Here is a 23,480-nt window from a genome sequence, read left to right on the forward strand (position 1 = left end):
GAGCATCAGGCCGTCAGAGCATCAGGCCGTCAGACCGTCAGCGGTACCGGCACGACCTCGTCCGCCCGATGCCCCGCCCGCTCGTGAATCCGCTGCACGGCCTCGGCCGACGGCGCCTCGGAGAGGCAGTAGACCGTGCCGGACTCCGGGTCCGCCCAGGCCTGCTGGAAGTGCACGCCCTCGTCCTTCTCTATGGCCAGGTCGGCATTGTGGGCCTCCCGCAGCTGGTCGGCCGTGATGCCCTTCATCCCGTGGTGTACGTCCATGAACTGAGCCATGACCCGCACCTCCTTTCCACCTTGCCCTTTCCCCCTCCATGCTGCGCCCCTCCGCCGACGGCGGCGAGCGCTACCGTGACCGGACGATCACGGGAGGGGACGTACATGCGGCGGGCGCGATGGTCGGTCGGCGGCGCGGCCGTCGTCGGGGTGCTGCTCGTGGGCGGTTGGTGGATCGCGTACGGCGACCAGGGGCATCCCTTCGGCGACGAGCGGGCCTGCGCGGGGAGCGACGTACCGCTGGAGCAGGCGCTCGACGGCGTGCGGCTCGGGCTTCCCGCGGGTGCCGAGGACGTGCACTACGTCACGCACGCGACGGCGCCCGAGGGCGGTGTCCGGGTGGCTGTGGCCTTCCGCAGTACCCGGCGGGCGATGCGGACGTATCTGAGCGAGAACCGGATCGTGACGAAGGAACTCGACTCCCTCGATGACGGACGCTTCGAGAACGGCGACGTCGGCGCCGACCCGAAGACGCTCGGGCTGTGCGGGGGAGTGCCGGTGATCCTGGGACCCGCGGCCGGCATCGAGAAGAAGGTGGACCTGGGCGGCGCCGAGCAGTACGTCGACATCGCCCTGCAGCTGTCCGACGGCTTTCCCGGCAGCATCCGGACCCCGACCGACGTCCTGATCACCGTGCGCAACGCACCCCTCTGGGGCTGAGCCGGACGACAAAGGGTCCCGACGCAGTGCGGCGAAGGGCCCCGGTGCGCTGTGTCACCGGGGCCCTTCACTCACGTATGCGGTCAGCCGCACTGGCACGGATTGCCCGACTGGCAGCCGCAGCCGCAGCCCGAGCCGCAGCCGCACGCGCCGAAGAGCGGGAGGCTCTTGATCTCGGCGGGCTGTTCCGTCTCGCGCTCCTGCGTCGGGTCGGGCGTGGTGGGGGCTTCGGCCATGGGTCCTCCTGGAGGCTGGTGCCTTTCGAGGTGGTGCCTTCGCCCATTGCATGCCCGCCCGGCTGGGCGCATCAACGGCGCACAGAGGCGATTGAGCGCCCCCGCCGAAGGGCTTACGCCCCCTCGCCGCCCGCCGTCGCCGTCGGCGCCGGCGCGATCTCCGGCTGGATGTCCGGCTGCAGCTCGTCCGCGTGCTCACCCGTCACCAGGAACACCACGCGCTTGGCGACCGCCACCGCGTGGTCGGCGAACCGCTCGTAGTAACGGCCGAGCAGCGTCACGTCGACGGCCGTCTCGATGCCGTGCTTCCAGCGGTCGTCGATCAGGTGCTGGAACAGGGTGCGGTGCAGCAGGTCCATCTCGTCGTCGTCCTGCTCCAGCTGGAGCGCGAGGTCGACGTCCTTGGTGATGATGCACTCCGCGGCCTTCGCCATCAGGCGCTGCGCGAGCTGGCCCATCTCCAGGATGGTGGCGTGCAGGTCGCGGGGGACCGCCGTCCCCGGGAAGCGCAGCCGGGCCAGCTTCGCCACGTGCTGGGCGAGGTCGCCGGAGCGCTCCAGGTCGGCGGACATCCGCAGCGAGGTGACGACGATACGGAGATCGGTCGCCACCGGCTGCTGGCGGGCCAGCAGCGCTATGGCGCGGGCCTCCAGGTCGTGGTGGAGTTCGTCGATCTTCTGGTCGGCCTCGATCACGTTCTCGGCCAGCTTCAGGTCGGCGTCGAGGATGGCCGTCGTGGCGCGCCCGATCGCCGACCCGACCAGCCGGGCCATCTCCACCAGGCTGTCGCCGATCGAGTCAAGTTCCTCGTGGTACGCGTCCCGCATCTTCGGTTCCCTCTCGTACGTGTTCATCGGGGGCTGCCGGGGCCGGTGCCCGCCGTGAAAACAGGCGCTTCGCACCCCACGCTCCCACGATCCGGCCGGAACGCGTCGGTTTCCGTCACCCCAAATGAACCATCACTGGCTCCTAGGTGAACTCTGGGCGACGAGTGTTCGAGCTCGCACCTCGACGGCTGTGGGGATGTCGTACCCCCTGCTTAACCTGTTTGCATGGACGTGAACGCGGCGGTCGCCGCAGCGGCAGCGATCGCCGGGGTGCTCACCGGCGTCATCGCCATGCTGGCGTTCCGCTGGAGCGAGCGGGAGCAGAAGCGCCCCACCCGCACCTCTCTGCACACGGACCCGGTGCTTCCGCCGGGCGTGGACACCGTTCTGTCCGTGCTCCGGTCCTCGGCCGTCGTCCTCGACGAGGCCGACGCGGTCGTCAAGGCCAGCTCCGCGGCGTACGCCCTGGGCCTGGTCCGCGGCGGCCGGCTCTCGGTCGAGCCGATGCTGCAGATGGCCCGGGACACCCGGCGGGACGGAGAGATACGCCAGGTCGAGCTGGATCTGCCCAGGCGCGGGACCGGGCGGGGCGAGGCCCTCGCCGTGTCCGCGCGCGTGGCCCCGCTCGGCTCCCGGCTGGTGCTGCTCCTGGTGGAGGACCTGACGGAGGCCCGGCGGATCGAGGCGGTACGGCGCGACTTCGTCGCGAACGTCAGCCATGAGCTGAAGACCCCCGTCGGCGCGCTCTCCCTGCTCTCCGAGGCCGTCATGGACGCCTCGGACGACCCGGAGGCCGTCGAGCGCTTCGCCGGGCGCATGCAGATAGAGGCGACCCGGCTCACCAACCTGGTGCAGGAGCTCATCGACCTCTCGCGGGTGCAGAACGACGACCCGCTGGAGGACGCCGAGCCCGTCAGGGTGGACGAACTCGTCGCCGAGGCCATCGACCGCTGCCGGCACCAGGCCGGCACCAAGCAGATCACCATGGCCGCCGGCGGCACCGCCGACCTGCACGTCTGGGGGAACCGGGGCCAGCTGGCCGCCGCCCTCGGCAACCTGGTCGAGAACGCCGTCAACTACTCGCCGGCCCGCACCCGGGTGGGCATAGCCGCCCGCCGGGTGACCGCGCCCGGCGGAGACCTGATCGAGGTCGCCGTCACCGACCAGGGCATCGGCATCTCCGAGAAGGACAAGGAGCGCGTCTTCGAGCGCTTCTACCGCGTGGACCCCGCCCGCTCCCGTGCCACCGGTGGTACGGGCCTGGGGCTCGCGATCGTCAAGCACGTGGCCGCCTCGCACGGCGGGGAGGTCACGGTGTGGAGCGCGGAAGGCCAGGGCTCCACGTTCACCCTGAGGCTGCCGGAGGCGGGTGCGGCCCGCGACCGCGCACTGCAGCACCCCGACCTCGACGACCTCGACGACGAGGCCGGCGAACCCACCCCCGATTCATCCCCGTACGAACCGCTTCCCGCCCCGGAGGTCCTTCCGTGACCCGAGTGCTCGTCGTCGAGGACGAGGAGTCCTTCTCCGACGCCCTGTCCTACATGCTCCGCAAGGAGGGCTTCGAGGTCGCAGTGGCGACCACGGGCCCCGACGGACTCGACGAGTTCGAGCGCAACGGCGCCGACCTCGTCCTCCTCGACCTGATGCTGCCGGGCCTGCCCGGCACGGAGGTCTGCCGCCAGCTGCGCGGCCGTTCCAACGTTCCGGTCATCATGGTGACCGCCAAGGACAGCGAGATCGACAAGGTCGTCGGCCTGGAAATAGGAGCCGATGACTACGTCACCAAGCCCTTCTCGTCCCGCGAACTCGTCGCCCGTATCCGGGCCGTCCTGCGCCGCCGCGGCGAGCCCGAAGAGGTCACCCCGGCCGCCCTGGAGGCCGGCCCGGTCCGGATGGACGTGGACCGCCATGTGGTCACGGTCTCCGGCTCCAAGGTCGACCTGCCCCTCAAGGAGTTCGACCTGCTCGAGATGCTGCTGCGCAACGCGGGCCGCGTACTGACCCGCATGCAGCTCATCGACCGGGTCTGGGGCGCCGACTATGTGGGCGACACCAAGACCCTCGACGTCCACGTCAAGCGCCTGCGCGCGAAGATCGAGCCGGACCCGGGCGCGCCGCGGTACCTGGTGACGGTCCGCGGTCTCGGCTACAAGTTCGAGCCGTAAACCGAACACCCCTTAGTTACGCCGAAGGGCGGGACCTCGTCGTGAGGTCCCGCCCTTCGGCGTGCGTCACTGGGACGTCGTCGCGCTCTCGGAGGCCGAGCTGCTCGGCGTGGCCGAGGAGGATGGCGAGTTGCTCGGGGTCGCGGAGCCCGTGGCGCCGCTCTTGGTCGGCTTCGGGCTGGCGGTGGGGGTGGCCGTCGGGATCTCGCTCGGGCCCCACTTCTCGAAGTAGCTGCCCGACGGCACCACGAAGGCGCGCAGGCTCACATCACCCGTCTGGCTGAAGGTGAAGGTGACCTTCTGCGCGTTGCCGTCCTTGACGGCCTCGCGGCTGCTGGGCAGCGCGGCGGAGGCGTTGCCCTCGCCGCCGATCACCAGGGAGCCGTGCGCCGGAACGGTCAGCTGCCCCTTGCCCTTGGCGGGCTTCAGCTCGGCGGTCTTGCCGGTGCCGGGCACGGTGATGGAGTCCAGGGTCTGAGCGGTGTTCCCGTTGTTGAACAGGGTCGCGGCGATCGCGGCGGGGCCCGTCGACTCGAGGTCGGGCTGGGTGATGATCACCGCGTTCTGGACCTTGATGTCGCCGACCGTGGTGGCCGCGTTGTCCGGCTTGACCTCCAGCGTCTGGGCGTCACTGCCGGCGGCGCACGCGGAGAGCGAGGCGATCGAGACTGCGATGGCGGCGGCGGCGAGGGCGCCGCGTCGAAGGCTGCTGCTCACGGCGGCGGCAACTCCTTGACTTGAGCGTGGCGACTCATAAAGCCGCCCTAAGTGTCTGTCAGCGGCCTTAGGTTACCGAGCCGTTCCCGCAGCACCGCACCCGACCCTCCCCCAAGCCCCGGCTTCCCTCAGCAGGCGGGTGGCGCGGGCACTCGTCCGGCATTCACATAAGTCCTTCGCGCATACGCCGGGCAGCCCCGCGCAAAATTTCCGTGAAGGAATGCACGGCCCTTCCGGAAATGGATCACTCGGCCCCGCGGCCGGCCGCCGGTGATCAATTCCGGATTCGGCGCGGAAGTCACTCGGGGCACCGAACGGAGTAGCGGAAGTCGCACACCTGGAACCAGACATATGCGGACGTTCGTCCACTTGGAGGGGGCTCCGGATGTGTGTAACGTACGCGTTTCACCTCCCCCGGAGAGCCGCTCCGACCTGCGAATACCTTCCTCCACGGGGTGCGCGAAGCACGTTCGTGTTGCTGTTGTCAAGCCCCGAGATATGCCCTGACCTGCGAAAACGCCATTCAGGAACCGCCGTTTCCGTGTTACCCTGGATAGCCACGGAAGGGGTACCTGTCACATGACGTTCAAGGTTGGCGACACCGTGGTCTATCCCCATCACGGGGCCGCGCTGATCGAGGCCATCGAAACTCGCCAGATCAAAGGCGTGGACAAGACCTACTTGGTGCTGAAGGTCGCCCAGGGTGACCTGACGGTACGTGTGCCAGCGGACAATGCGGAGTTCGTCGGCGTGCGTGATGTGGTCGGTCAGGACGGGCTGGACCGGGTCTTCGAGGTGCTGCGCGCGCCGTACGCCGAGGAGCCCACGAACTGGTCGCGTCGATACAAGGCAAACCTGGAGAAGCTCGCCTCCGGCGATGTCATCAAGGTCGCGGAAGTCGTGCGTGACCTGTGGCGTCGTGAGCGCGAGCGCGGACTCTCCGCCGGTGAGAAGCGCATGCTCGCCAAGGCCCGCCAGATCCTGGTGAGCGAGCTCGCCCTCGCGGAGAACACGAACGAGGACAAGGCCGAGGCCCTGCTCGACGAGGTTCTCGCGTCCTGAACGACTGACGCAGGCAACCCGCCCGCTCAGCACTCAGCACATCGAAATGCCGCGGTGCCCGATGACATCTCCACTGTCGCCGGGCGCTGCGGCATGTTCGTACGCGGAACGCTCGTACTCGGACGCCGTACGTACGCAATCTCTCGGGGAAACCCCCGATACTTGGCGTGCCGGGCCCGGGCAGCTGGCGCGACCGGTGTCACGGAAGGGTCCGGTCGGGGCGTCGCGCCCGGCACTTCCCAGGCCATACCCAAGTAGGCCGAGCACACAAACCTGACAGGAACCGATGTCTGACGATTCGCGCCCTTCGCCTGCGGGAACCCGCACTGCGGCCGTGATCCCGGCCGCCGGACGGGGCGTACGGCTTGGTCCGGGCGCCCCCAAGGCGCTTCGCGCGCTGGGCGGTACCCCCATGCTCATCCACGCGGTGCGCGCGATGGCCGCGTCCCGCGCCGTCTCCCTGGTCGTCGTCGTGGCCCCGCCCGACGGCGCCCCCGAGGTCAAGTCGCTCCTCGACGCGCATGCCCTGCCCGACCGCACGGACTTCCTGGTCGTGCCCGGCGGCGAGACCCGCCAGGAGTCGGTGAAGCTCGGCCTCGACGCGCTGCCGCCCGGCTACGACATCGTGCTGGTCCACGACGCCGCCCGGCCGCTGGTGCCGGTGGACACCGTGGACGCGGTGATCGAGGCGGTACGGGAGGGCGCGCCGGCCGTGGTGCCCGCGCTGCCGCTCGCCGACACGGTGAAGGAGGTCGAGCCGGCCTCCGTCGCCGGGGAGCCCGAGCCGGTCGTCGCCACCCCGGTCCGCGCCCGCCTCCGCGCGGTCCAGACCCCGCAGGGCTTCGACCGGGCGACGCTGGTCCGGGCCCACGAGGAGGTCACCGAGGACGTCACGGACGACGCGAGCATGGTCGAGCAGCTCGGCAGGACGGTCCTCCTGGTCCCCGGCCACGAGGAGGCCTTCAAGGTCACCCGCCCGCTGGACCTGGTCCTGGCGGAGGCGGTCCTGGCCCGCAGGAGGCTGAACGATGGCTTCTGAGAGCCTCCCCCTGCCCCAGGTCGGCATCGGCACCGACATCCACGCCTTCGAGGAGGGCCGCGAGCTGTGGTGCGCGGGCCTGAAGTGGGAGGGCGAGGGCACGGGCCTGGCCGGCCACTCCGACGCGGACGTGGTCGCGCACGCCGCCTGCAACGCGCTCTTCTCCGCCGCCGGGCTCGGTGACCTGGGCCGGCACTTCGGCACGGGCCGCCCCGAATGGTCCGGCGCGTCCGGCGTCACCCTCCTCACCGAGGCCGCGCGCATCGTCCGCGACGCCGGCTTCCGGATCGGGAACATCGCCGTACAGGTCGTAGGACCGCGCCCGAAGATCGGCAAGCGCCGCGACGAAGCCCAGAAGCTCCTCTCCGAGGCGGCCGGAGCACCGGTCTCCGTCTCCGGCGCCACGACCGACGGCCTCGGCTTCCCGGGCCGCGAGGAGGGCCTGATGGCGGTCGCGACGGCACTGGTGGTGCGGGTGAGCTGACGGCGTACGGGGGTATCCGCCCGGTGACCACGACCGCGAAAGGTACCCCCATGCCAGCCGTGCTCTCCGACCAGCTCAGGGAACTCCTCGACAGCCCGCCCGCGGGCGGAGCCCGCTGATGGATGCTGCGTGACGGTCGCCACCGTCCAGCCCGACGGCAGCCCGCAGGTCTCCCCGGTCCGGGCGGCCCGCGACGGCGACCACGTCGGTCCGCGGCACCGCCCAGATGACCACCAAGGGTGGCCAGGAACTGATCGACACCCTGTCGGAGAAGCGCACGGGCAAGAAGTACGCGGCCCGCGGGCGGAGCCCGCTGTCGGACGGTGCAACCCGGAGTCCGAGCGCCTGTGTATGTCACGAAAGCGTGCTGCTTGAACCGTAGGTCGCAAGGCACTGCCGCACGCCCACTACCCTGGAGTCGTGACTATTCGCCTGTACGACACCAACGCCCGGCAGATCCGTGACTTCGCCCCGCTCACGCCGGGTTGCGTCTCGATCTACCTCTGTGGTGCCACCGTGCAGGCCGCACCGCACATCGGGCACATCCGGTCGGGGCTCAACTTCGACATCATGCGCCGGTGGTTCGAGTACCGCGGCTACGACGTGACCTTCATCAGGAACGTCACCGACATCGACGACAAGATCATCGCCAAGGCCCAGGAGCAGGGCCGCCCGTGGTGGTCGATCGGGTACGAGAACGAGCGGGCGTTCAACGACGGCTACACCGCCCTCGGCTGCCTGCCCCCGACCTACGAGCCGCGCGCCACCGGGCACGTGACCGAGATGGTCGAGATGATGCAGGGCCTCATCGAGCGCGGTCACGCCTACGAGGCGGACGGCAACGTCTACTTCGACGTGCGCTCCTTCCCGGGCTACCTGGAGCTGTCCCGGCAGGAGCTGGACAACCTGCTCCAGCCCTCCGGCGAGGGTGAGACCGGCAAGCGGGACCCCCGCGACTTCGCCATGTGGAAGACCGCCAAGCCGGGCGAGCCGACCTGGGCGACGCCCTGGGGCCGCGGCCGCCCCGGCTGGCACCTGGAGTGCTCGGCCATGGCGCACAAGTACCTCGGCACCGCCTTCGACATCCACGGCGGTGGCCTCGACCTGATCTTCCCGCACCACGAGAACGAGATCGCCCAGGCCAAGGCCTACGGCGACGACTTCGCGCAGTACTGGGTGCACAACGCCTGGGTCACCATGGCCGGCGACAAGATGTCCAAGTCGCTCGGAAACAGCGTGCTGGTGAGCGAGATGGTGAAGGCCTGGCGGCCGATCGTGCTCAGGTACTACCTGGGCACTCCCCACTACCGCTCCATGATCGAGTACAGCGAGGAGTCGCTGCGCGAGGCCGAGTCGGCGTTCGCCCGCATCGAGGGCTTCGTGCAGCGCGTCGTCGAGAAGGCCGGCGTCGTCGAGCCCTCCGCCGAGGTCCCGCCCGCGTTCGCCGAGGCGATGGACGACGACCTGGGCGTCCCGCAGGCGCTCGCGATCGTGCACACCACGGTCCGGCAGGGCAACAGCGCGCTGGCCGCCGACGACAAGGAAGCCGCCGTCGCCCGTCTCGCCGAGGTCCGCGCCATGCTCGGCGTCCTCGGGCTCGACCCCCTCGACCCGCACTGGGCCGGCGAGGCCGAGAAGGGCGAGGACCTGCACGGCGTCGTCGACAGCCTCGTACGACTCGTCCTCGACCAGCGCGAGGCGGCCCGCGGACGCAAGGACTGGGCCACCGCGGACGCCATCCGCGACCAGCTCAACCAGTCCGGGCTCGCCATCGAGGACAGCCCCCAGGGTCCGCGCTGGAGCCTCGGCCCGCGCTGAGCCCGGTAACTGAACGCAAGATCGATTGTGCCGTCCGGGCCTCCGGGCGGCACACTTCATAGACGTACGAACGCACGCTTCACGACAGACGGGTAGGTCATGGCCACCAACAACCGCCGCATGTCCGGCAAGAAGGGCGCGCAGGTCGGCAGTGGCGGCCAGCGGCGCAAGGGCCTGGAGGGCAAGGGTCCGACCCCGCCCGCCGAGATGCGCAAGGGCCACAAGAAGAACCGGATCGCGGGCGCCAAGGCGAAGCAGGCGGTACGGCGCCCCGCGCCCCGCGGCCGCGGCGGCAAGTCGTCGTCCGAACTGGTCGTCGGCCGCAACCCGGTGGTCGAGGCGCTGCGCGAGGGCGTGCCCGCCTCCACCCTCTACGTCCAGCAGTTCATCGACAACGACGAGCGCGTGCGCGAGGCCCTCCAGCTCGCCGCCGAGCGCGGCGGGATCAACCTCATGGAGGCCCCCCGCCCCGAGCTCGACCGCATGACCAACGGCCTCAACCACCAGGGGCTCGTGCTCCAGGTCCCGCCGTACGAGTACGCCCACCCCGAGGACCTCGCGAACGCCGCCTATGACGACGGCGAGGACCCGCTCATCGTCGCCCTCGACGGCGTGACCGACCCGCGCAACCTCGGCGCCGTCGTCCGCTCCGTCTCCGCCTTCGGCGGCCACGGTGTCGTCGTGCCCGAGCGGCGCGCGGCCGGCATGACCGCCGGCGCCTGGAAGACGTCCGCCGGTACGGCCGCCCGTACGCCCGTCGCCCGCGCCACGAACCTGACCCGCGCGCTGGAGTCGTACAAGAAGGCAGGCATCGTGGTCGTCGGTCTCGCCGCCGACGGAGAGCACGAGATCGGCGAACTGGAGGCCCTGGACGGCCCGGTCGTCATCGTGGTCGGCAGCGAGGGCAAGGGCCTGTCCCGACTGGTCGGCGAGACCTGCGACTTCCGCGTCCGCATCCCGATGCCGGGCGGCGCCGAGTCGCTCAACGCGGGTGTGGCGGCGGGGATCGTGCTGTACGAGGCGGCTCGCCGACGCGGCTGAACACGCGTGCCCGTCCTCACTCGTACGGGTCAATCTGGGCGTCCCGGACAAGCTTGACGGGGTCCGGACACATCCGGCAGGTCAAAGCAGTGTCTTAAACACACGTCACTCGGTTAGATGAGTGTGGACACCAGAACACCCCGCACACCCACGGGGGGCCGCTCGCCGGGATTCAACCCCGGATTCGGCTCCGGATTCGATTCCGGGCTCGACGACGCTCCCGCGCTGAGCATGGTGAAGGTGCCGAGCGATCCGGCGCAGGTCATCGTCAATCATGCGAGCTTCCGCGTGCAGCTCGGCGCGTCGACGCGTGCCCAGTCCCCGCGGATCGCCCGGCATCTGACCGCCACCGAGGACACCACCCGGATGCCCGCCGCGGGCGCGGCCCGGCGCCGGCCCGTCGTGTGGAGCGGCAAGTCCGCGCCCGACGACACCGGCGCCCACCGCCTGCTCCAGGCCGTGCGCGGCGGCAGCGTCCGGCACGGCGAGGACCCGTCCGCCGACGCCGGAGCCACCCAGGTCATCCCGCGCGTCGAGGTCGGCGGCAGCAGCTACGACGAGATCTACGACGAGCTGGAAGCGACCGTCGAGACCCCCGTCGTCGGCGCCCAGCGCCGCCACGACGACACGGCCGGCACCCGCCTCCTCCCCGACATGCGCACCGTCGAGAGCGCATACGACGAGGAACAGGCCTACGGCGACGGGCAGTTCGAGGACTTCGACCCGCACGGGACGGACCCGGACGGCCGCACCGCCAGGCGCCACGGCGACGACCCGGCCCGGCACGCGTACTACCCCGGCCGCCGGATGAACCTCGGCGTGGTCCTCCTCCCGCTCCGCATCTTCCTCGGCTTCATCTCCATCTACGCCGGCATGGGCAAGCTCTGCGACCCCGTGTACTTCGACGGCGGCAAGCGCGGCTCCATGGTGAAGTGGCTCAACACCCTGCACCCCTGGGAAGTCGCCGAGCCGCTGCGCCAGTTCGCGCTGCACCACCCCGTCGGCTCCGGCCTCGTCATCGCCTTCGCCCAGGTCGTCGTCGGCGTCCTCACGGTCCTCGGCTGCTGGCAGCGGGTGGCCGCCGTCTTCGGCGCGCTGCTCTCCGCCGCGCTCATCGTCACCGTCAGCTGGAAGACCGTCCCCGCCTACGACGCCCCCGACATCATCTACCTCGCCGCCTGGTCCCCGCTGATCATCGCCGGCGCCCCCGTCTACTCCGTCGACGGCCGGCTCGCGGGCAGCGCCTGGCGGCGCCTCGGTCCTCGCGCCGACATCTGGGAACTGCGCCGGTACGTACTGCGCCGCGGCGCCCTGATCACGGCCATCGTCACCGGCCTCACCCTCCTCATCGGCTCGCTCCTCGGCGGCGCCGTCCGGGACGCGGACCGCGTGGTCGTCCCCGGGCCCGGCGAGGCCCCGCGCAACGAACTCCCCGGCTCACCGCTCCCGCAGGAGCCCGGCAAGCGGCACAAGCAGTCGCCGTCCGCCGTGAACTCGCCCACCCAGGGCGCCACGGCCGGCTCCTCGCCGTCCGGCGCGGCGACCACGCCGGGCGCGGCCACGGCGACCGGCGGGGCGCCCAGCCAGACGCAGGGCAGCGCGGGCCGTACGCCGCCCCAGCAGTCCTCCCCGACCGGCGGCGCCCCCACGACCACGGCAGGCCCCACGTCGGGCGGCTCCACGTCCGGCGGCTCGACATCCGGCACCGGCTCCGGAGGCTCCTCCTCCGGCCAACCGGGCCTGGTAGGCGGCCTGTTGGGGTAGCCGAGCCGGTGGGCAGCATCCTGGGCAAGCCCACCGGCTGAGAGAGACCCGGCCCATACGAAGGGGTCCCGTACAGATGGATGTACGGGACCCCTTCGTCGTACGAGAAAAAGGTCTTCGGAGCCGCAGGGCCTTCGGAGAGGTTCTCAGCGCCCCAGGGCCGCCAGTTCCTTCGCGGCCTCAGTGAGGTCCTTCGCCGTGTCGATCGCCCGCCAGTACGCCCCCTGCGGCAGCGGGAAGCCCGCCAGGCGTCGCTCTCGGGCCAGGTGGGGGAAGGTCGTGCGCTCGTGGTCGCCGCGCTCGGGCAGCAGCTCCGCGAACTCGGGGGAGAAGACGTACACACCGGCGTTGATCTCGAACGTCGACGGCGGTGCCTCGATGAAGTCGGTGATGTGCCCGAAGCCGTCCGTCTTCACCGCGCCCCAGGGAATCCGCGGCCGGGCGAGGGCCAGCGTCGCCACCGCGTCCCGCTCCGCGTGGAAGTCGGCCATGTCCCGCAGGGAGAAGCGGGTCCAGATGTCGCCGTTCGTGGCGTACCAGGCCTTGTCGGGGTGGGGCAGATGCCCGGCCGCGTAACGGAGGCCGCCACCGCGGCCCAGCGGCTCGGTCTCCACGACCGTCGTCACCCGCACCGGCAGATCCGCCGATTTCAGCCAGTCCTGCAGCACCTCGGCGAGATGCCCGCAGCTGACCACGACGTCCGTCACACCCTCCTCGGCCAGCCAGACAAGCTGATGGCCGATGATCGGCGTCCCCGTACCGGGGATCTCGACCATCGGCTTGGGCCGGTCGTCGGTGTACGGGCGCAGCCGCGATCCCTGGCCTCCGGCCAGGACGACGGCTTGAACGGGGCGGGATGCGGCGTTCGGATCGGTCATGACCCGAACTGTACGGCGCGTCCTGAGCGCCACCGAACCCGGCAACCGATCCTTAATCAGCCGTTACCCTCCTCCGAACCTGGCCGGATCCCGACGTGCCGCATCGGGGATCCGAGCCCGGTCTGAGGAGGGCTGGCGGATGCCCTCAGCTGTGCGCCGCGGCGACGCCGGAGGCGAAGGCCGTGTCGCAGACGGGGCGGGCGTACGACTGCGCCTTGGACGGCCCGTACACGCGGACCGCGGCGCGGCCCAGGGCGCGGGCGATGGAGGCGCAGTGCCCGGCGAGCGACGGCCGCTCCGCGACGGCCTGCTGGAGGTGCGTGAGGACGACGCCCGGGTCGTCCTCCTGGAGCTCGGCCAGCAGCTGGTCGCGCAGCACGTCCTGCGGTGCGCGGTGGACCGCCGCGGCGCCCTTGGCGTCGTCGATCGCGTCGGAGGCGGTGAGCACCGAGCCGGACGGGTTCCCCGTCCAGTTGACCCGGGTGACCGCGAGGGTCCCGGAGAGCACCAGGACGACGGGCAGGACAAGGGCGAGCGTGCGGCCGATCCGGCGGGCGGGGCCCCGGCCGCGTCGCGTCTGTTGGTTAGTGGAGTGCTTCACGCGAGTGAGGGTAGCGCCCGGTAATGATTTGGCGACATTTAGTCACCGGTTCGGGGGATGAACTGGTGCCGCTTTTTGGGTACGGCGTTGACGTACGGTGCTCGAAATGACCGGTCTGCCGGGGTATTTGTCGACAACGAGAAGGGCCCCGCAGCACTCTGCGGGGCCCTCTTCGTCAACCTGGGTGAATTACCCGGGATTGTGGTGTCCGTCGGTGACGCCGTCAGTCGGTGAGGCGCTCGCCCGTGGAGGTCGAGAACACGTGGGTCTCGCCCGGCCGCGGCACGACGTGCAGCGTGGAGCCCTTCTCCGGGACGCGGCGGCCCTCGACACGGACGACCAGGTCCTTGGTGGTGCCGCCGACCTCGGCGGTGCCGTAGACGTAGCCGTCGGCGCCGAGCTCCTCGACGACGTTCACGGAGACCGCGAGGCCGGCCGGCTTGTCCTCGGTGTCCTTGGACAGGGCGTTCGCGGCGCCGCCGTTCTCCTCGACGATGTCGAAGTGCTCCGGGCGGACACCCACGGTCACCGTGGTGTCACCCTTGTCGGAGGCGGCCTTCAGGGCGTCGCGGTTGACCGGGACGACGCTGTTGCCGAACTTCACACCGCCGTCGGTGATCGGGACCTCGACCAGGTTCATGGCGGGGGAGCCGATGAAGCCGGCGACGAAGAGGTTGGCGGGCCGGTCGTACATGTTGCGGGGCGAGTCCACCTGCTGGAGCAGACCGTCCTTGAGCACGGCGACCCGGTCGCCCATCGTCATGGCCTCGACCTGGTCGTGGGTGACGTAGACGGTGGTGATGCCGAGACGGCGCTGCAGCGAGGCGATCTGCGTACGGGTGGAGACGCGGAGCTTGGCGTCGAGGTTCGACAGCGGCTCGTCCATGAGGAAGACCTGGGGCTCACGCACGATGGCGCGGCCCATGGCGACACGCTGGCGCTGACCACCGGAGAGTGCCTTCGGCTTCCGGTCCAGGTACTCGGTGAGGTCGAGGATCTTCGCGGCCTCTTCGACCTTCTTGCGGATCTCCGCCTTGTTGACGCCGGCGATCTTCAGGGCGAAGCCCATGTTGTCGGCGACGGTCATGTGCGGGTACAGCGCGTAGTTCTGGAACACCATGGCGATGTCCCGGTCCTTCGGGGGGAGGTGCGTGACGTCGCGCTCACCGATGCGGATGGCGCCGGCGTTGACGTCCTCGAGCCCCGCGAGCATCCGGAGCGAGGTGGACTTGCCGCAGCCGGACGGACCGACGAGGACGAGGAACTCGCCGTCCCCGACCTCGATCTCCAGACCATCGACGGCGGGCTTCTCGGTGCCCGGGTAGATCCGGGTCGCCTTGTCGAACGAAACAGTGGCCATGGTGAAGGGCCCCCTTCTACCGGCAGGAACGTGCCGGACGATCCGTTGTAGGAAGGTGGTTGGTGTAGTCCACATGAGCGAACTGGGTCAGGACGGTACCTGGCGTTTCCCGCTCTGTCAGTACCTGCGGGCATGTGAACTTCGCGGAAATTTTCGACAGGGCGCCGCCGGGACCTGGGTACACTGCACGGGCGCGAAGGTCACACCACGCGCAGGCCTCCTTAGCTCAGCCGGCCAGAGCAACGCACTTGTAATGCGTAGGTCGTCGGTTCGAATCCGACAGGGGGCTCGACGGGTGACCCGAGTCGACGCCCCTGCGATCACGGATTGCGGGGGCGTCGGCGGTGGAGCGGCTCGGCGATCAGGCCGTCGGACTGGGGGGCTCCGTGCCGGGTGGGGCCGTCGGCGCGCTGATGCCGGGATTCCTCTGGGCCGTGTTGGACATGGCCTTGATGCCGAAGTAGGCCGTCGTCGTCGTGCTCACCGCGGTGAACGCGGCGCTGAGGATGCCGACGATCTGGGCGGAGCCGTTCGTTGTCCCGGCCACGTGCAACACGCCGATCGACGCGGCGACGGCGACGGCCGCGTCACCGAAGAAGACGGCCGCGGCCCCGGACAGCGATCGGACCCGTTCCGTTCCCAGGCGTTCCTCGGCCGTCGTCATGGCCAGGGTCCTCTGTGGATTCTGGGCACTCATCTTGAAGTCCCCCGTCTCTGTCGTCCTGCGCTGGATGGAGAGACGTTAGCGCTGTGTGATTGTGGCGCACATACGTCGGGGAGCGTAGAAGTGGTCTGACCTGGGAATAAGTGAAATCCGGCATTCCGTTGACTACTCGCGGTGACCATGTGAGGGCTGTTGGTGGGTCACCCGGTACATCGCCCGCGTCGATCCCGGCCGGGTCAGGACATCTGTGCCGTCCACGAACTGGTCGATCGCGCCGGTCGGCGGTAGTTCCTTGATCGTCGGGTTGGAGATTCGGGCGGTCAGGGCTGTGGTGAATCGTTCCGGCGGGGCGTCCTGGGGGACTCGGTCGGTGAGCTCCAGCTGGTTGTGCAGGTCTGCTGTCGCCTCGTACGCCTGCGAGAGGTGTTTTTCGCGGGTGCGCCAGTCCGTGGCCGTGACGGCGGCGGTCAGGACCGGGGCGAGGTGGTGGCCGGTGGTGGTGCGGGCGAAGGCCGTGCCGAGCCATTTGCCGTACGGCGGGTAGCGGCGGTCCATGAGGAGGCCCAGCCGCATCAGGTCCCGGGCCACCCGGGCGCCAGCGACCGCGGAGCCGAGCTCGTCGCCGGTCTCGCCGCAGAACGTGACGTACGGCGCCTCGCGGGCGATGCGGCGCCACTGGCAGGCCAGGACGTGCAGCCAGATGTCGTGCGGGTACCAGCGCAGGGCCGAGCGGAGCGGCGCGAGTTCGCCCAGGCCGTCGTGGAAGACGGCGCCCGCGGTGACCTCGGCGAGGAGCTGGGTGGGCGTGGCCAGCCAGTCGGTGGGGCCGATGTCCCCCGGGGCGGACGGGTCGAAGCCGAGGGTCGCGACGAACCACGGGGTGATCTGGGTGACCTCTACGCCGTCGCGGGCGGGGTGGCCGTGGAAGGTCTTCGGGAGGTGCGAGGCCAGGACGTGTCTGATCCGGCCGGCGTGGCGGTGGACGTCGTGGCGGCGCAGGAAGAGCTGGAGGCGGGGGCTCCGGGAGGGGCCGGGTGAGCGCGGGGTGTCGTAACCGAGGACCTCGGAGCCGCTGCCGAGGCGGGCCGCTGAGTGCGGGACGCCCGGGGCGGCCTCGTCGAGTAACGGGCGTACGACGTCGGTGTACAAGCGGCGGGAGAGTTCGAGACCGGGGATGAACGGGGGCGGGGCGTCGCGCATATTCATTGTGCTCATGCCTGGGGCCGTGCCCATTCCGTGATGGGTCATGCCCGGTTCCTTCACGCTGTTACACAGGCCGTCCCAGTTCCGCCAGCGCCTCGTCCGTCAGCCGGTAGACCGTCCACTCGTCCTGCGGGCGGGCGCCGAGGGACTCGTAGAAGGCGATGGACGGGGCGTTCCAGTCGAGGACGGACCACTCCAGGCGCTGGTAGCCGCGCTCCACGCAGATGCGGGCGAGTTCGGTGAGCAGGGCCTTGCCGTGGCCGGCGCCGCGGGCGGTGGGGCGGACGTACAGGTCCTCCAGGTAGATGCCGTGGACTCCGCGCCAGGTGGAGAAGTTGAGGAACCAGAGGGCGAAGCCGACGGGTTCGCCGGTCGTGTCGTCGACGGCGATGTGCGCGTACGCGGCGGGCCGCTCGCCGAAGAGCGCGTCGTGCAGCTGCGCCTCGGTGGCCTTCGCCTCGTGCAGGGCCTTCTCGTAGTCGGCGAGTTCGCGGACCAGGGCGTGGATGACGGGGACGTCGGCGGGGGTCGCGGTGCGGATCATGCGGCCACGCTAGCCGGACAGTCGGCGGGCGATCTCCAGGACCTCGGGCAGCGGGCTGCCGTGCTCCTCCAGCCGCCACACCGAGTTCTGCAGGACCCGGCCCAGCGTCCAGGCGCGGGCCCGGTCGCGGTCGAGCGCGATGACGTCCGTCATGGCGTCGAACCGCCACCGCACCTCGTCCGCCTCGAAGCGGTTCCACAGCGCCGGGAAGAGGTCGAAGCCGGGGTCGCCCGCGAGCGGCTTGGGGTCGATGGCGAGCCAGGGGGCGCGGTCGGCGCCGAGGACGTTGTCGAAGTGCAGGTCCCAGTGCAGGAGACGGTCGCCGGGCTCACCGGCGACCTCCCGTACGGCCGCCGCGCAGTCCGCGAGCAGATGGTGTACGGCGGGGACGGCGACGCCGGGCAGGACGGCCGCCGTCCGTTCCAGCAGCCGTGCCGTGATGTCGCCGAGGCGGCGCAGTCCCGCCGGTGCCTCGGTGGCCGTCAGCCGGGCCAGCAGCCGGGCGATGACCAGCGTCGCCTCGCGGTGGTCCGGCAGGTCCGCCAACGCCCGTGCGCTGTCGAGCCGTTCGAGCAGCATCGTGCCGGTGGCGGAGTCGGCCCGCAGCAGCCAGACCGCCCCGTCGCCGTGCCAGGCGCGCAGCGCGAGGGGCTCACCGACCGTCTCCTCGTCGACGTCCTGGAGCTTGAGCACGGCCCGTGTCCCGTCGGCCCGCAGCACGGGCAGCACCAGCGCGCACCGCCCGTACATCGAAGGCCCGTCGAGGCGCAGCTCCCAGCGCGCGAGGAACCGCTCGCCACGCTCGGCGAGCGAGGCGACCAAGGCGCGCCCCGCCTCCCCGCCGTACCGCTCGTGCTGGGCGATCAGCTCGTCCGGGATGTCGATCACCTTCGGGACGATACTTGCGTGCGTGAATCGCCTCATGCGAATTTTCCGGGACCTCGGCGAGAAGGTGTGGGCATATGTCCGCAGCGCCCCCGGCACGTATGTCTGGCTGGCGATCCTGTTCGTGACCACGGTCGCCCTGCACCACATGTCGCCGGAGTTCGAGGAGCAGTTCCTGCGGCAGCGGTCGACCAATATCCGGGAACTGTCCGACAACCCGGTGCGGGTGCTCGTGCAGAGCGCGATGTGGATCGACGGCGGCCACTGGCTGCCGTACGCCGTCCTCTACACCGTCTTCCACGCGCAGACCGAGCGCTGGCTGGGGACGGCGCGGTGGCTGATGGTGTGCGTGGCCGCGCATGTGCTGGCGACGCTGATCAGCGAGGGTGCGCTGCTGAAGGCGATCAAGGACGGGATGGCGCCGGTGTCGGCGGTCAACACCCTGGACATCGGCGTGAGTTACGCGCTGGCCGGGGTGATCGCCGTACTCGCGTACCGGATCGCCTCCCCCTGGCGGTATCTCTATCTGGCGGTCGTGCTTTTCGTGTACGGCGTTCCGCTCACCTCCACTCCCACATTCACCGATCTCGGGCATTTCGTCTCGGTGCTGATCGGGCTCGCGTGTTATCCGCTGGTCAGAGGGCGCGGAAAAGCATGGAATCCGAAGGAGACAGTGGCCGCACTGAGAGGTTAGTTTTCCGGCCATGAGCAGCTTCGACAGCAGCGTCGTCAACGGCGGCATCTCCTACTGGTACGCGGACGACGGCTTCCCGGCGGTGCGGGAGCCGCTCGACGGGGACGCGGCGGCGGACGTCGTGATCGTCGGCGGCGGGTACACGGGCCTGTGGACCGCGTACTACCTGAAGAAGGCCGCGCCCTTCCTGCGGATCACCGTGCTGGAGCAGAAGTTCTGCGGGTACGGCGCCTCCGGGCGCAACGGCGGCTGGCTCTACAACGGGATCGCCGGCCGGGACCGGTACGCGAAGCTGCACGGCCAGGAGGCCGCCGTACGGCTGCAGCAGGCCATGAACGACACCGTGGACGAGGTCGTCCGGGCCGCCGCCGAGGAGGGCATCGAGGCCGACATCCACAAGGGCGGGGTCCTCGAAGTCGCCACCACGCCCGCGCAGTTGGCCCGTCTGAAGGAGTTCCACGCGCACGAGGTGTCGTACGGCGAGAAGGACCGCGTGCTGTACGGCGCCCGGGAGACCGCCGAGCGCATCCGGGTGGCCGGCGCGGTCGGCTCGACCTGGACCCCGCACGGGGCGCGGCTGCACCCGGTGAAGCTGGTCAAGGGGCTCGCGGCCGTGGTCGAGGCGCTCGGGGTGACCATCCACGAGTCGACGCCGGTCACGGAGATCCGCCCGAAGCACGCCGTCACGCCGTACGGGACCGTCCGCGCGCCCTACGTCCTGCGCTGCACGGAGGGCTTCACCGCCGCCCTCAAGGGACAGAAGCGCACCTGGCTGCCGATGAACTCCTCGATGGTCGTGACCGAGCCGCTCACCGGCGAGCAATGGGAGTCGGTCGGCTGGGACGGGCGGGAGGCCCTCGGCGACATGGCGCACGCGTACATGTACGCCCAGCGGACCGCCGACGGGCGGATCGCGCTGGGCGGGCGCGGGGTGCCGTACCGCTTCGGCTCGCGGACCGACAACGACGGGCGGACGCAGGCCGAGACGGTCGAGGCGCTGCGCGAGATCCTCGTCCGCTTCTTCCCGCCGCTGGCCGGCGTCGGCATCGAACACGCCTGGTCGGGGGTGCTCGGCGTGCCGCGCGACTGGTGCGCGACGGTGACCCTTGACCGCTCGACGGGCCTTGGCTGGGCGGGGGGTTACGTCGGCTCGGGCGTCGCCACGACCAACCTCGCGGCGCGGACCTTGCGCGACCTGGTGCAACTCGACTCCGGGCAGGGGCCGCAGACCGAGCTGACCGAACTTCCCTGGGTCGGGCACAAGGTGCGCAAGTGGGAGCCGGAGCCGTTCCGTTGGCTGGGCGTGCACGGCATGTACGCGACCTACCGGGCCGCCGACGAGCGGGAACGGCTCACGCACAGCACCGGGTCGTCGAGGCTGGCGCAGGTGGCGGACCGGGTGGCGGGGCGGCACTGACGAACCTTTACCCGGTGATTGCGCTCACAGGAAGCTCTCAGGACCGTGTTCCCCTCGAAGCTGTTGGCCAGTTCATGCCACTGCTCCAAGGGGAGGGCACTTCATGGCGGCCAACGGCTGGCGAAGACAACGGATATGGGCGGTACTGGCCACCACGGCCGCGCTGGGCCTGACAGTGACGCAGGCCCAGGCGTCGTCCGGTGGCACAAGCCCCTTCGGGGTGCGGGAACTTCGCGAACAGGCCCTTCTGCATCAGCAGCAGAAGGGCCTGTCGGCTTTCGCGGAGGCTGGGGACGACGACGATGACGGCGGTGAGGCACAGGAGGAGGCCGAGCAGGCCGATCAGTACGCCGAGGCGCGCACGTCGCCGGGGATCGTGGCGCCGGGCGCGTACGGGGCGGCGTACGACGAACTCACCAATCTGCCGCACACCAAGGGCAGTTGGAGCGACCTGACCCGGCTGCCGTACGACTCCGACGACCCCCGCTACCGGGACATCAACTCCAACTCCAGCGGCGGGGCCGGCAAGGTGACCGGCCGGGTCACCGGGCTCGCGGCCGACAACCACGGCTATGTGTACGCCGGTTCGGCCAACGGCGGTGTCTTCCGCTCGCGCACCGGCGGCGGCCACTGGACGAACATCTCCGACGGGCTGCCCGCGCTGTCCACCGGTGACCTCCAGCTGGACGGCCGCGGACGCCTCTGGTACGCCACCGGCGAGGCCAACACCAGCGCGACCTCCTTCCTCGGTACGGGCGTCTACGTCCTCGACGACCCGCGCCACGGCCACTTCGCCGAGCGCGACCGGGTCGGCGGCGACGAGCTCGAATCGACGTCGATCAACGCGCTGCGGTTCGCCGGCGACAAGGTGTGGGCGGCGACCACCGAGGGCGTGTGGAGCCACTCCACGAAGACGCTCAAGGGGCACTGGAAGCTGGAGTTCGCGCCCAACCCCGACTATCTGCCCGGCGGTTCGCTGGCGAGCGACCCGAACGCCCCGTACAAGAACATCACCAGCGACATCGCGGTCGACCCGAAGGACCCGGGCAAGGTCGTGCTCGCGGTCGGCTGGCGCGGCGGGGACACCTACAACGGCTTCTACGCCAAGTCCGGCGGGACCTGGCAGCGGCTGACCGGGCTCGGTGACCTGCCGAGCAACGCCGAGGACGTCGGCAACGTGACCTTCGCGCGCAGTGCGGACGGGTCGCGGTACTACGCGATCGACCAGTCCCCGGAGCAGATGGCGGAGAATCCCGACAGCGGCCTCGAGGGCATCTTCGTGTCGAAGTCCGGTTCGCCGACCGGCCCTTGGACGCGCATAGCGACGTACCAACAACTGCGGGACTCGGGCTCGGCGCTCACCGGCGACGGATACCAGCCGGGCATCCAGGCCTGGTACAACCAGTTCCTCACCGTCGACCCGAAGAACCCGGACCATGTGTACGCCGGTCTGGAGGAGGTCTTCGAGACCAAGGACGGCGGCAAGTCCTGGTCCGTGCCCGGGCCTTACTGGAACTTCGGCTTCCCGTGCTGGTCCATCGACCCGAGCAAGCAGACGGGTGACTGCCATCAGACGGTCCACGCCGACCAGCACTCGGTCGCCATCGGCAGCGACGGCGGTGCGCCGTACCTCGTGGTCGGCGACGACGGCGGTGCGTTCCGGCGTCCGCTCGACGGCAGCGCCGACGCCACCGGGCACGCGACCGACTGGACGTCCCTGAACGACGGCACGATGGACGCGCTGCAGTACTACTCCGTGGGTGTCGGACGTGACGGGCGCGGACTGGCCGTCACCGGCGGCCTCCAGGACAACGGGCAGTCCGAACTCCGGCCCGGTGACCGCGTGATGGGCTCCAACTTCGGCGGCGACGGCGGCGACACGATCACCGACCCGGCCAACGGGTGCGACATCGCCCAGGAGTACGTGTACCTGGCGGTGTCGGTCACCAACAACTGCGCGGTGAACGACGGCAGTTGGATCACCGACCCGTCGAAGGCGACCTCGTACTCGATCGCCCCGCCAGACAACGCGACCGGCGAGGCACGCTTCATCGCCCCGCTCAACGCCGACATCAAGGACCCGAACGTCTGGGTCGCGGGTGGCCGGCACGTGTGGATCAACACCAAGGGGTACGCGATCCGCAGCGGGAGCGAGTGGTTCGGGGCGTACGACCTCGGCGCGGGCCACACGGCGACGGCGGTCGCGTCCTCCGGCGGCAAGGTGTACGCCGCCTGGTGCGGGCCCTGCAACAACCAGGGCTTCTCGCGGGGCATCGCGGTGGGCAACGCGGACGGCACGGGCTGGCACCAGCTGAGCCTGCCGGCCGACGGGACGGTCCCCAACCGCTACCTCTCCGGGCTGGCGATCGACCCGGCCGACTCCGACCACGTCCTGCTGGCCGTCAACGGCTTCTCCCGGAAGTGGACGGAGGGCCCGGGAGCGGGAGTCGGGCACCTCTTCGAGACGCGGGACGGCGGGGCGACCTGGAAGGACATCTCCGGGAACCTGCCGGACGTCCCCGCCAACTCGGTGGTCCTGCTGAAGGGCGGCACGATCGCCCTGGGCACGGACCTCGGGGTGCTGGTGCGGACGCCGGGTTCGAAGGGGTGGAAGGTGGCGGGCTCCAACTTGCCGACCACGGCGGTTCTCCAGCTTCGTACCGGGCCTGATGGGCGGTTGTACGCGGCTACGCATGGGCGGGGGATCTGGGCGATCGATGTGCGGAGTCTGCGGTGATGGCCAACTGTGAGCGCACTGCTGCCAGTTGGGCCAACGCTGGCTAGCATGGAAAGTTCCACCGCCTGAAATTCAGCTCCAGGCGCGGAAACAGGGGAGCCTGTCCCCGGCCTCGGACGGGGGCCAGGGCCGGGGACGGGCGTTTCCCTCCGCCGACGGGGCCGGTGCTCCCCTGCGCCGCGCCTCGGGCGAGTCCCTGGCCGGACTCGTCGTCCGCGTTGGAGCTGAATCAGGAGGTCGGACGATGTCCGAGAAGAAGCGTGGTTGGCGTCAGGAACTGGCGTCTCGGTTAGCGGTCGCAGTCGCCGCGAAGGTGATCTGGGGCCTGATCGTCGAGCTGCTGTTCACGCCGCACGACTGAACCGGCGTCGAAGTGCCCCGGCCCCTCGGGACCGGGGCACCA

Annotated in this window: 23 protein-coding genes, 1 tRNA gene and 1 pseudogene; 14 read left to right on the forward strand and 11 right to left on the reverse strand. The window is 70.5% G+C overall.

Annotation, left to right across the window (positions count from 1 at the left end; genetic code table 11):
- Positions 1–29 precede the first annotated feature (29 nt).
- Entirely contained in the window at positions 30–278 is a 249-nt protein-coding gene (locus ABZ848_RS21880; RefSeq protein WP_360834205.1) for an SCO4226 family nickel-binding protein, read from the reverse strand.
- Between the two features lie 105 nt (positions 279–383).
- Here ABZ848_RS21880 and ABZ848_RS21885 point away from each other — a divergent pair, with 105 nt between their 5' ends.
- Positions 384–938, forward strand: coding sequence for a hypothetical protein (locus tag ABZ848_RS21885; protein WP_360834207.1), 555 nt, complete (start codon positions 384–386; stop codon positions 936–938).
- A gap of 83 nt (positions 939–1,021) precedes the next feature.
- Here the strand turns inward: ABZ848_RS21885 and ABZ848_RS21890 are convergent, their stop codons facing one another.
- Together ABZ848_RS21890 and phoU are read right to left on the reverse strand one after the other, a co-directional pair.
- Entirely contained in the window at positions 1,022–1,174 is a 153-nt protein-coding gene (locus ABZ848_RS21890; protein ID WP_360834209.1) for a hypothetical protein, read from the reverse strand.
- A gap of 113 nt (positions 1,175–1,287) precedes the next feature.
- The gene (gene phoU, locus ABZ848_RS21895) at positions 1,288–2,001 is read right to left on the reverse strand and encodes a phosphate signaling complex protein PhoU (RefSeq protein ID WP_360834719.1); all 714 of its coding nucleotides are present in this window, start codon (positions 1,999–2,001) and stop codon (positions 1,288–1,290) included.
- Between the two features lie 225 nt (positions 2,002–2,226).
- On the opposite strand from phoU, the gene ABZ848_RS21900 reads away from it, so the two are divergent.
- Both ABZ848_RS21900 and ABZ848_RS21905 read left to right on the forward strand, forming a co-directional pair.
- Positions 2,227–3,492 (forward strand): ATP-binding protein, encoded by a 1,266-nt coding sequence (locus tag ABZ848_RS21900; RefSeq protein ID WP_360834211.1) that lies wholly within the window; start codon positions 2,227–2,229, stop codon positions 3,490–3,492.
- Entirely contained in the window at positions 3,489–4,169 is a 681-nt protein-coding gene (locus tag ABZ848_RS21905) for a response regulator transcription factor (RefSeq protein ID WP_015659563.1), read from the forward strand. The genes ABZ848_RS21900 and ABZ848_RS21905 overlap by 4 nt, the downstream gene beginning before the upstream one ends.
- 66 nt (positions 4,170–4,235) lie before the next feature.
- On the opposite strand, the gene ABZ848_RS21910 is transcribed toward ABZ848_RS21905, so the two are convergent.
- On the reverse strand, positions 4,236–4,886 hold the full coding sequence (locus tag ABZ848_RS21910) for a DUF461 domain-containing protein (RefSeq protein WP_360834213.1): 651 nt from the start codon (positions 4,884–4,886) through the stop codon (positions 4,236–4,238).
- Positions 4,887–5,465: 579 nt separating this feature from the next.
- Here ABZ848_RS21910 and ABZ848_RS21915 point away from each other — a divergent pair.
- The 7 genes and pseudogenes from ABZ848_RS21915 (at position 5,466) to ABZ848_RS21945 (ending at position 12,094) form a co-directional block, all read left to right on the forward strand.
- Positions 5,466–5,948 carry a CarD family transcriptional regulator gene (locus ABZ848_RS21915; RefSeq protein WP_003953493.1) on the forward strand — a complete coding sequence of 161 codons (483 nt, stop codon included), beginning with the start codon at positions 5,466–5,468 and terminating at the stop codon, positions 5,946–5,948.
- Positions 5,949–6,234: 286 nt separating this feature from the next.
- Positions 6,235–6,987, forward strand: a complete 753-nt coding sequence (gene ispD / locus ABZ848_RS21920) for a 2-C-methyl-D-erythritol 4-phosphate cytidylyltransferase (protein ID WP_360834215.1) — start codon at positions 6,235–6,237, stop codon at positions 6,985–6,987.
- The gene (ispF, locus tag ABZ848_RS21925; protein WP_360834217.1) at positions 6,977–7,471 is read left to right on the forward strand and encodes a 2-C-methyl-D-erythritol 2,4-cyclodiphosphate synthase; all 495 of its coding nucleotides are present in this window, start codon (positions 6,977–6,979) and stop codon (positions 7,469–7,471) included. The genes ispD and ispF overlap by 11 nt, the downstream gene beginning before the upstream one ends.
- Before the next feature lie 50 nt (positions 7,472–7,521).
- A pseudogene (locus ABZ848_RS21930) lies at positions 7,522–7,766 on the forward strand (pyridoxamine 5'-phosphate oxidase family protein); the annotation flags it as partial.
- 125 nt (positions 7,767–7,891) lie between these two features.
- Positions 7,892–9,289 carry a cysteine--tRNA ligase gene (gene cysS, locus ABZ848_RS21935; RefSeq protein WP_360834219.1) on the forward strand — a complete coding sequence of 466 codons (1,398 nt, stop codon included), beginning with the start codon at positions 7,892–7,894 and terminating at the stop codon, positions 9,287–9,289.
- A gap of 99 nt (positions 9,290–9,388) precedes the next feature.
- A complete protein-coding gene (gene rlmB, locus ABZ848_RS21940) occupies positions 9,389–10,330 on the forward strand; it encodes a 23S rRNA (guanosine(2251)-2'-O)-methyltransferase RlmB (protein ID WP_360834221.1) in 942 nt (313 codons plus the stop codon).
- Between the two features lie 117 nt (positions 10,331–10,447).
- Complete coding sequence (locus tag ABZ848_RS21945) at positions 10,448–12,094, forward strand: DoxX family membrane protein (RefSeq protein ID WP_360834223.1); 1,647 nt, start codon at positions 10,448–10,450, stop codon at positions 12,092–12,094.
- Between the two features lie 146 nt (positions 12,095–12,240).
- Here the strand turns inward: ABZ848_RS21945 and ABZ848_RS21950 are convergent, their stop codons facing one another.
- From ABZ848_RS21950 to ugpC, 3 genes are all read right to left on the reverse strand, one after another.
- Entirely contained in the window at positions 12,241–12,972 is a 732-nt protein-coding gene (locus tag ABZ848_RS21950) for a nucleotidyltransferase family protein (protein ID WP_360834225.1), read from the reverse strand.
- A gap of 145 nt (positions 12,973–13,117) precedes the next feature.
- Entirely contained in the window at positions 13,118–13,573 is a 456-nt protein-coding gene (locus ABZ848_RS21955; RefSeq protein WP_360834227.1) for a hypothetical protein, read from the reverse strand.
- A 223-nt stretch (positions 13,574–13,796) separates the two neighbouring features.
- A complete protein-coding gene (ugpC, locus tag ABZ848_RS21960; RefSeq protein WP_360834229.1) occupies positions 13,797–14,933 on the reverse strand; it encodes a sn-glycerol-3-phosphate ABC transporter ATP-binding protein UgpC in 1,137 nt (378 codons plus the stop codon).
- 215 nt (positions 14,934–15,148) lie between these two features.
- On the opposite strand from ugpC, the gene ABZ848_RS21965 reads away from it, so the two are divergent.
- Positions 15,149–15,222, forward strand: a tRNA-Thr gene (locus ABZ848_RS21965).
- 72 nt (positions 15,223–15,294) lie between these two features.
- Here the strand turns inward: ABZ848_RS21965 and ABZ848_RS21970 are convergent.
- From ABZ848_RS21970 to ABZ848_RS21985, 4 genes are all read right to left on the reverse strand, one after another.
- Positions 15,295–15,597, reverse strand: coding sequence for a hypothetical protein (locus ABZ848_RS21970; RefSeq protein WP_360834231.1), 303 nt, complete (start codon positions 15,595–15,597; stop codon positions 15,295–15,297).
- A gap of 165 nt (positions 15,598–15,762) precedes the next feature.
- Entirely contained in the window at positions 15,763–16,812 is a 1,050-nt protein-coding gene (locus ABZ848_RS21975) for a DUF4037 domain-containing protein (RefSeq protein WP_360834233.1), read from the reverse strand.
- Positions 16,813–16,864: 52 nt separating this feature from the next.
- Complete coding sequence (locus ABZ848_RS21980; RefSeq protein ID WP_360834235.1) at positions 16,865–17,344, reverse strand: GNAT family N-acetyltransferase; 480 nt, start codon at positions 17,342–17,344, stop codon at positions 16,865–16,867.
- A gap of 9 nt (positions 17,345–17,353) precedes the next feature.
- Positions 17,354–18,232, reverse strand: a complete 879-nt coding sequence (locus ABZ848_RS21985; RefSeq protein WP_360834237.1) for an aminoglycoside phosphotransferase family protein — start codon at positions 18,230–18,232, stop codon at positions 17,354–17,356.
- 34 nt (positions 18,233–18,266) lie between these two features.
- Here ABZ848_RS21985 and ABZ848_RS21990 point away from each other — a divergent pair, with 34 nt between their 5' ends.
- From ABZ848_RS21990 to ABZ848_RS22000, 3 genes are all read left to right on the forward strand, one after another.
- Positions 18,267–18,923, forward strand: a complete 657-nt coding sequence (locus tag ABZ848_RS21990; protein WP_360834239.1) for a rhomboid-like protein — start codon at positions 18,267–18,269, stop codon at positions 18,921–18,923.
- 10 nt (positions 18,924–18,933) lie between these two features.
- Positions 18,934–20,340, forward strand: coding sequence for an FAD-dependent oxidoreductase (locus ABZ848_RS21995; protein ID WP_360834241.1), 1,407 nt, complete (start codon positions 18,934–18,936; stop codon positions 20,338–20,340).
- A gap of 103 nt (positions 20,341–20,443) precedes the next feature.
- Complete coding sequence (locus ABZ848_RS22000) at positions 20,444–23,077, forward strand: glycosyl hydrolase (protein WP_360834243.1); 2,634 nt, start codon at positions 20,444–20,446, stop codon at positions 23,075–23,077.
- Positions 23,078–23,480: the final 403 nt, after the last annotated feature.

The organism is Streptomyces sp. NPDC047081 (genome assembly GCF_040643775.1).
GTDB lineage: Bacteria > Actinomycetota > Actinomycetes > Streptomycetales > Streptomycetaceae > Streptomyces.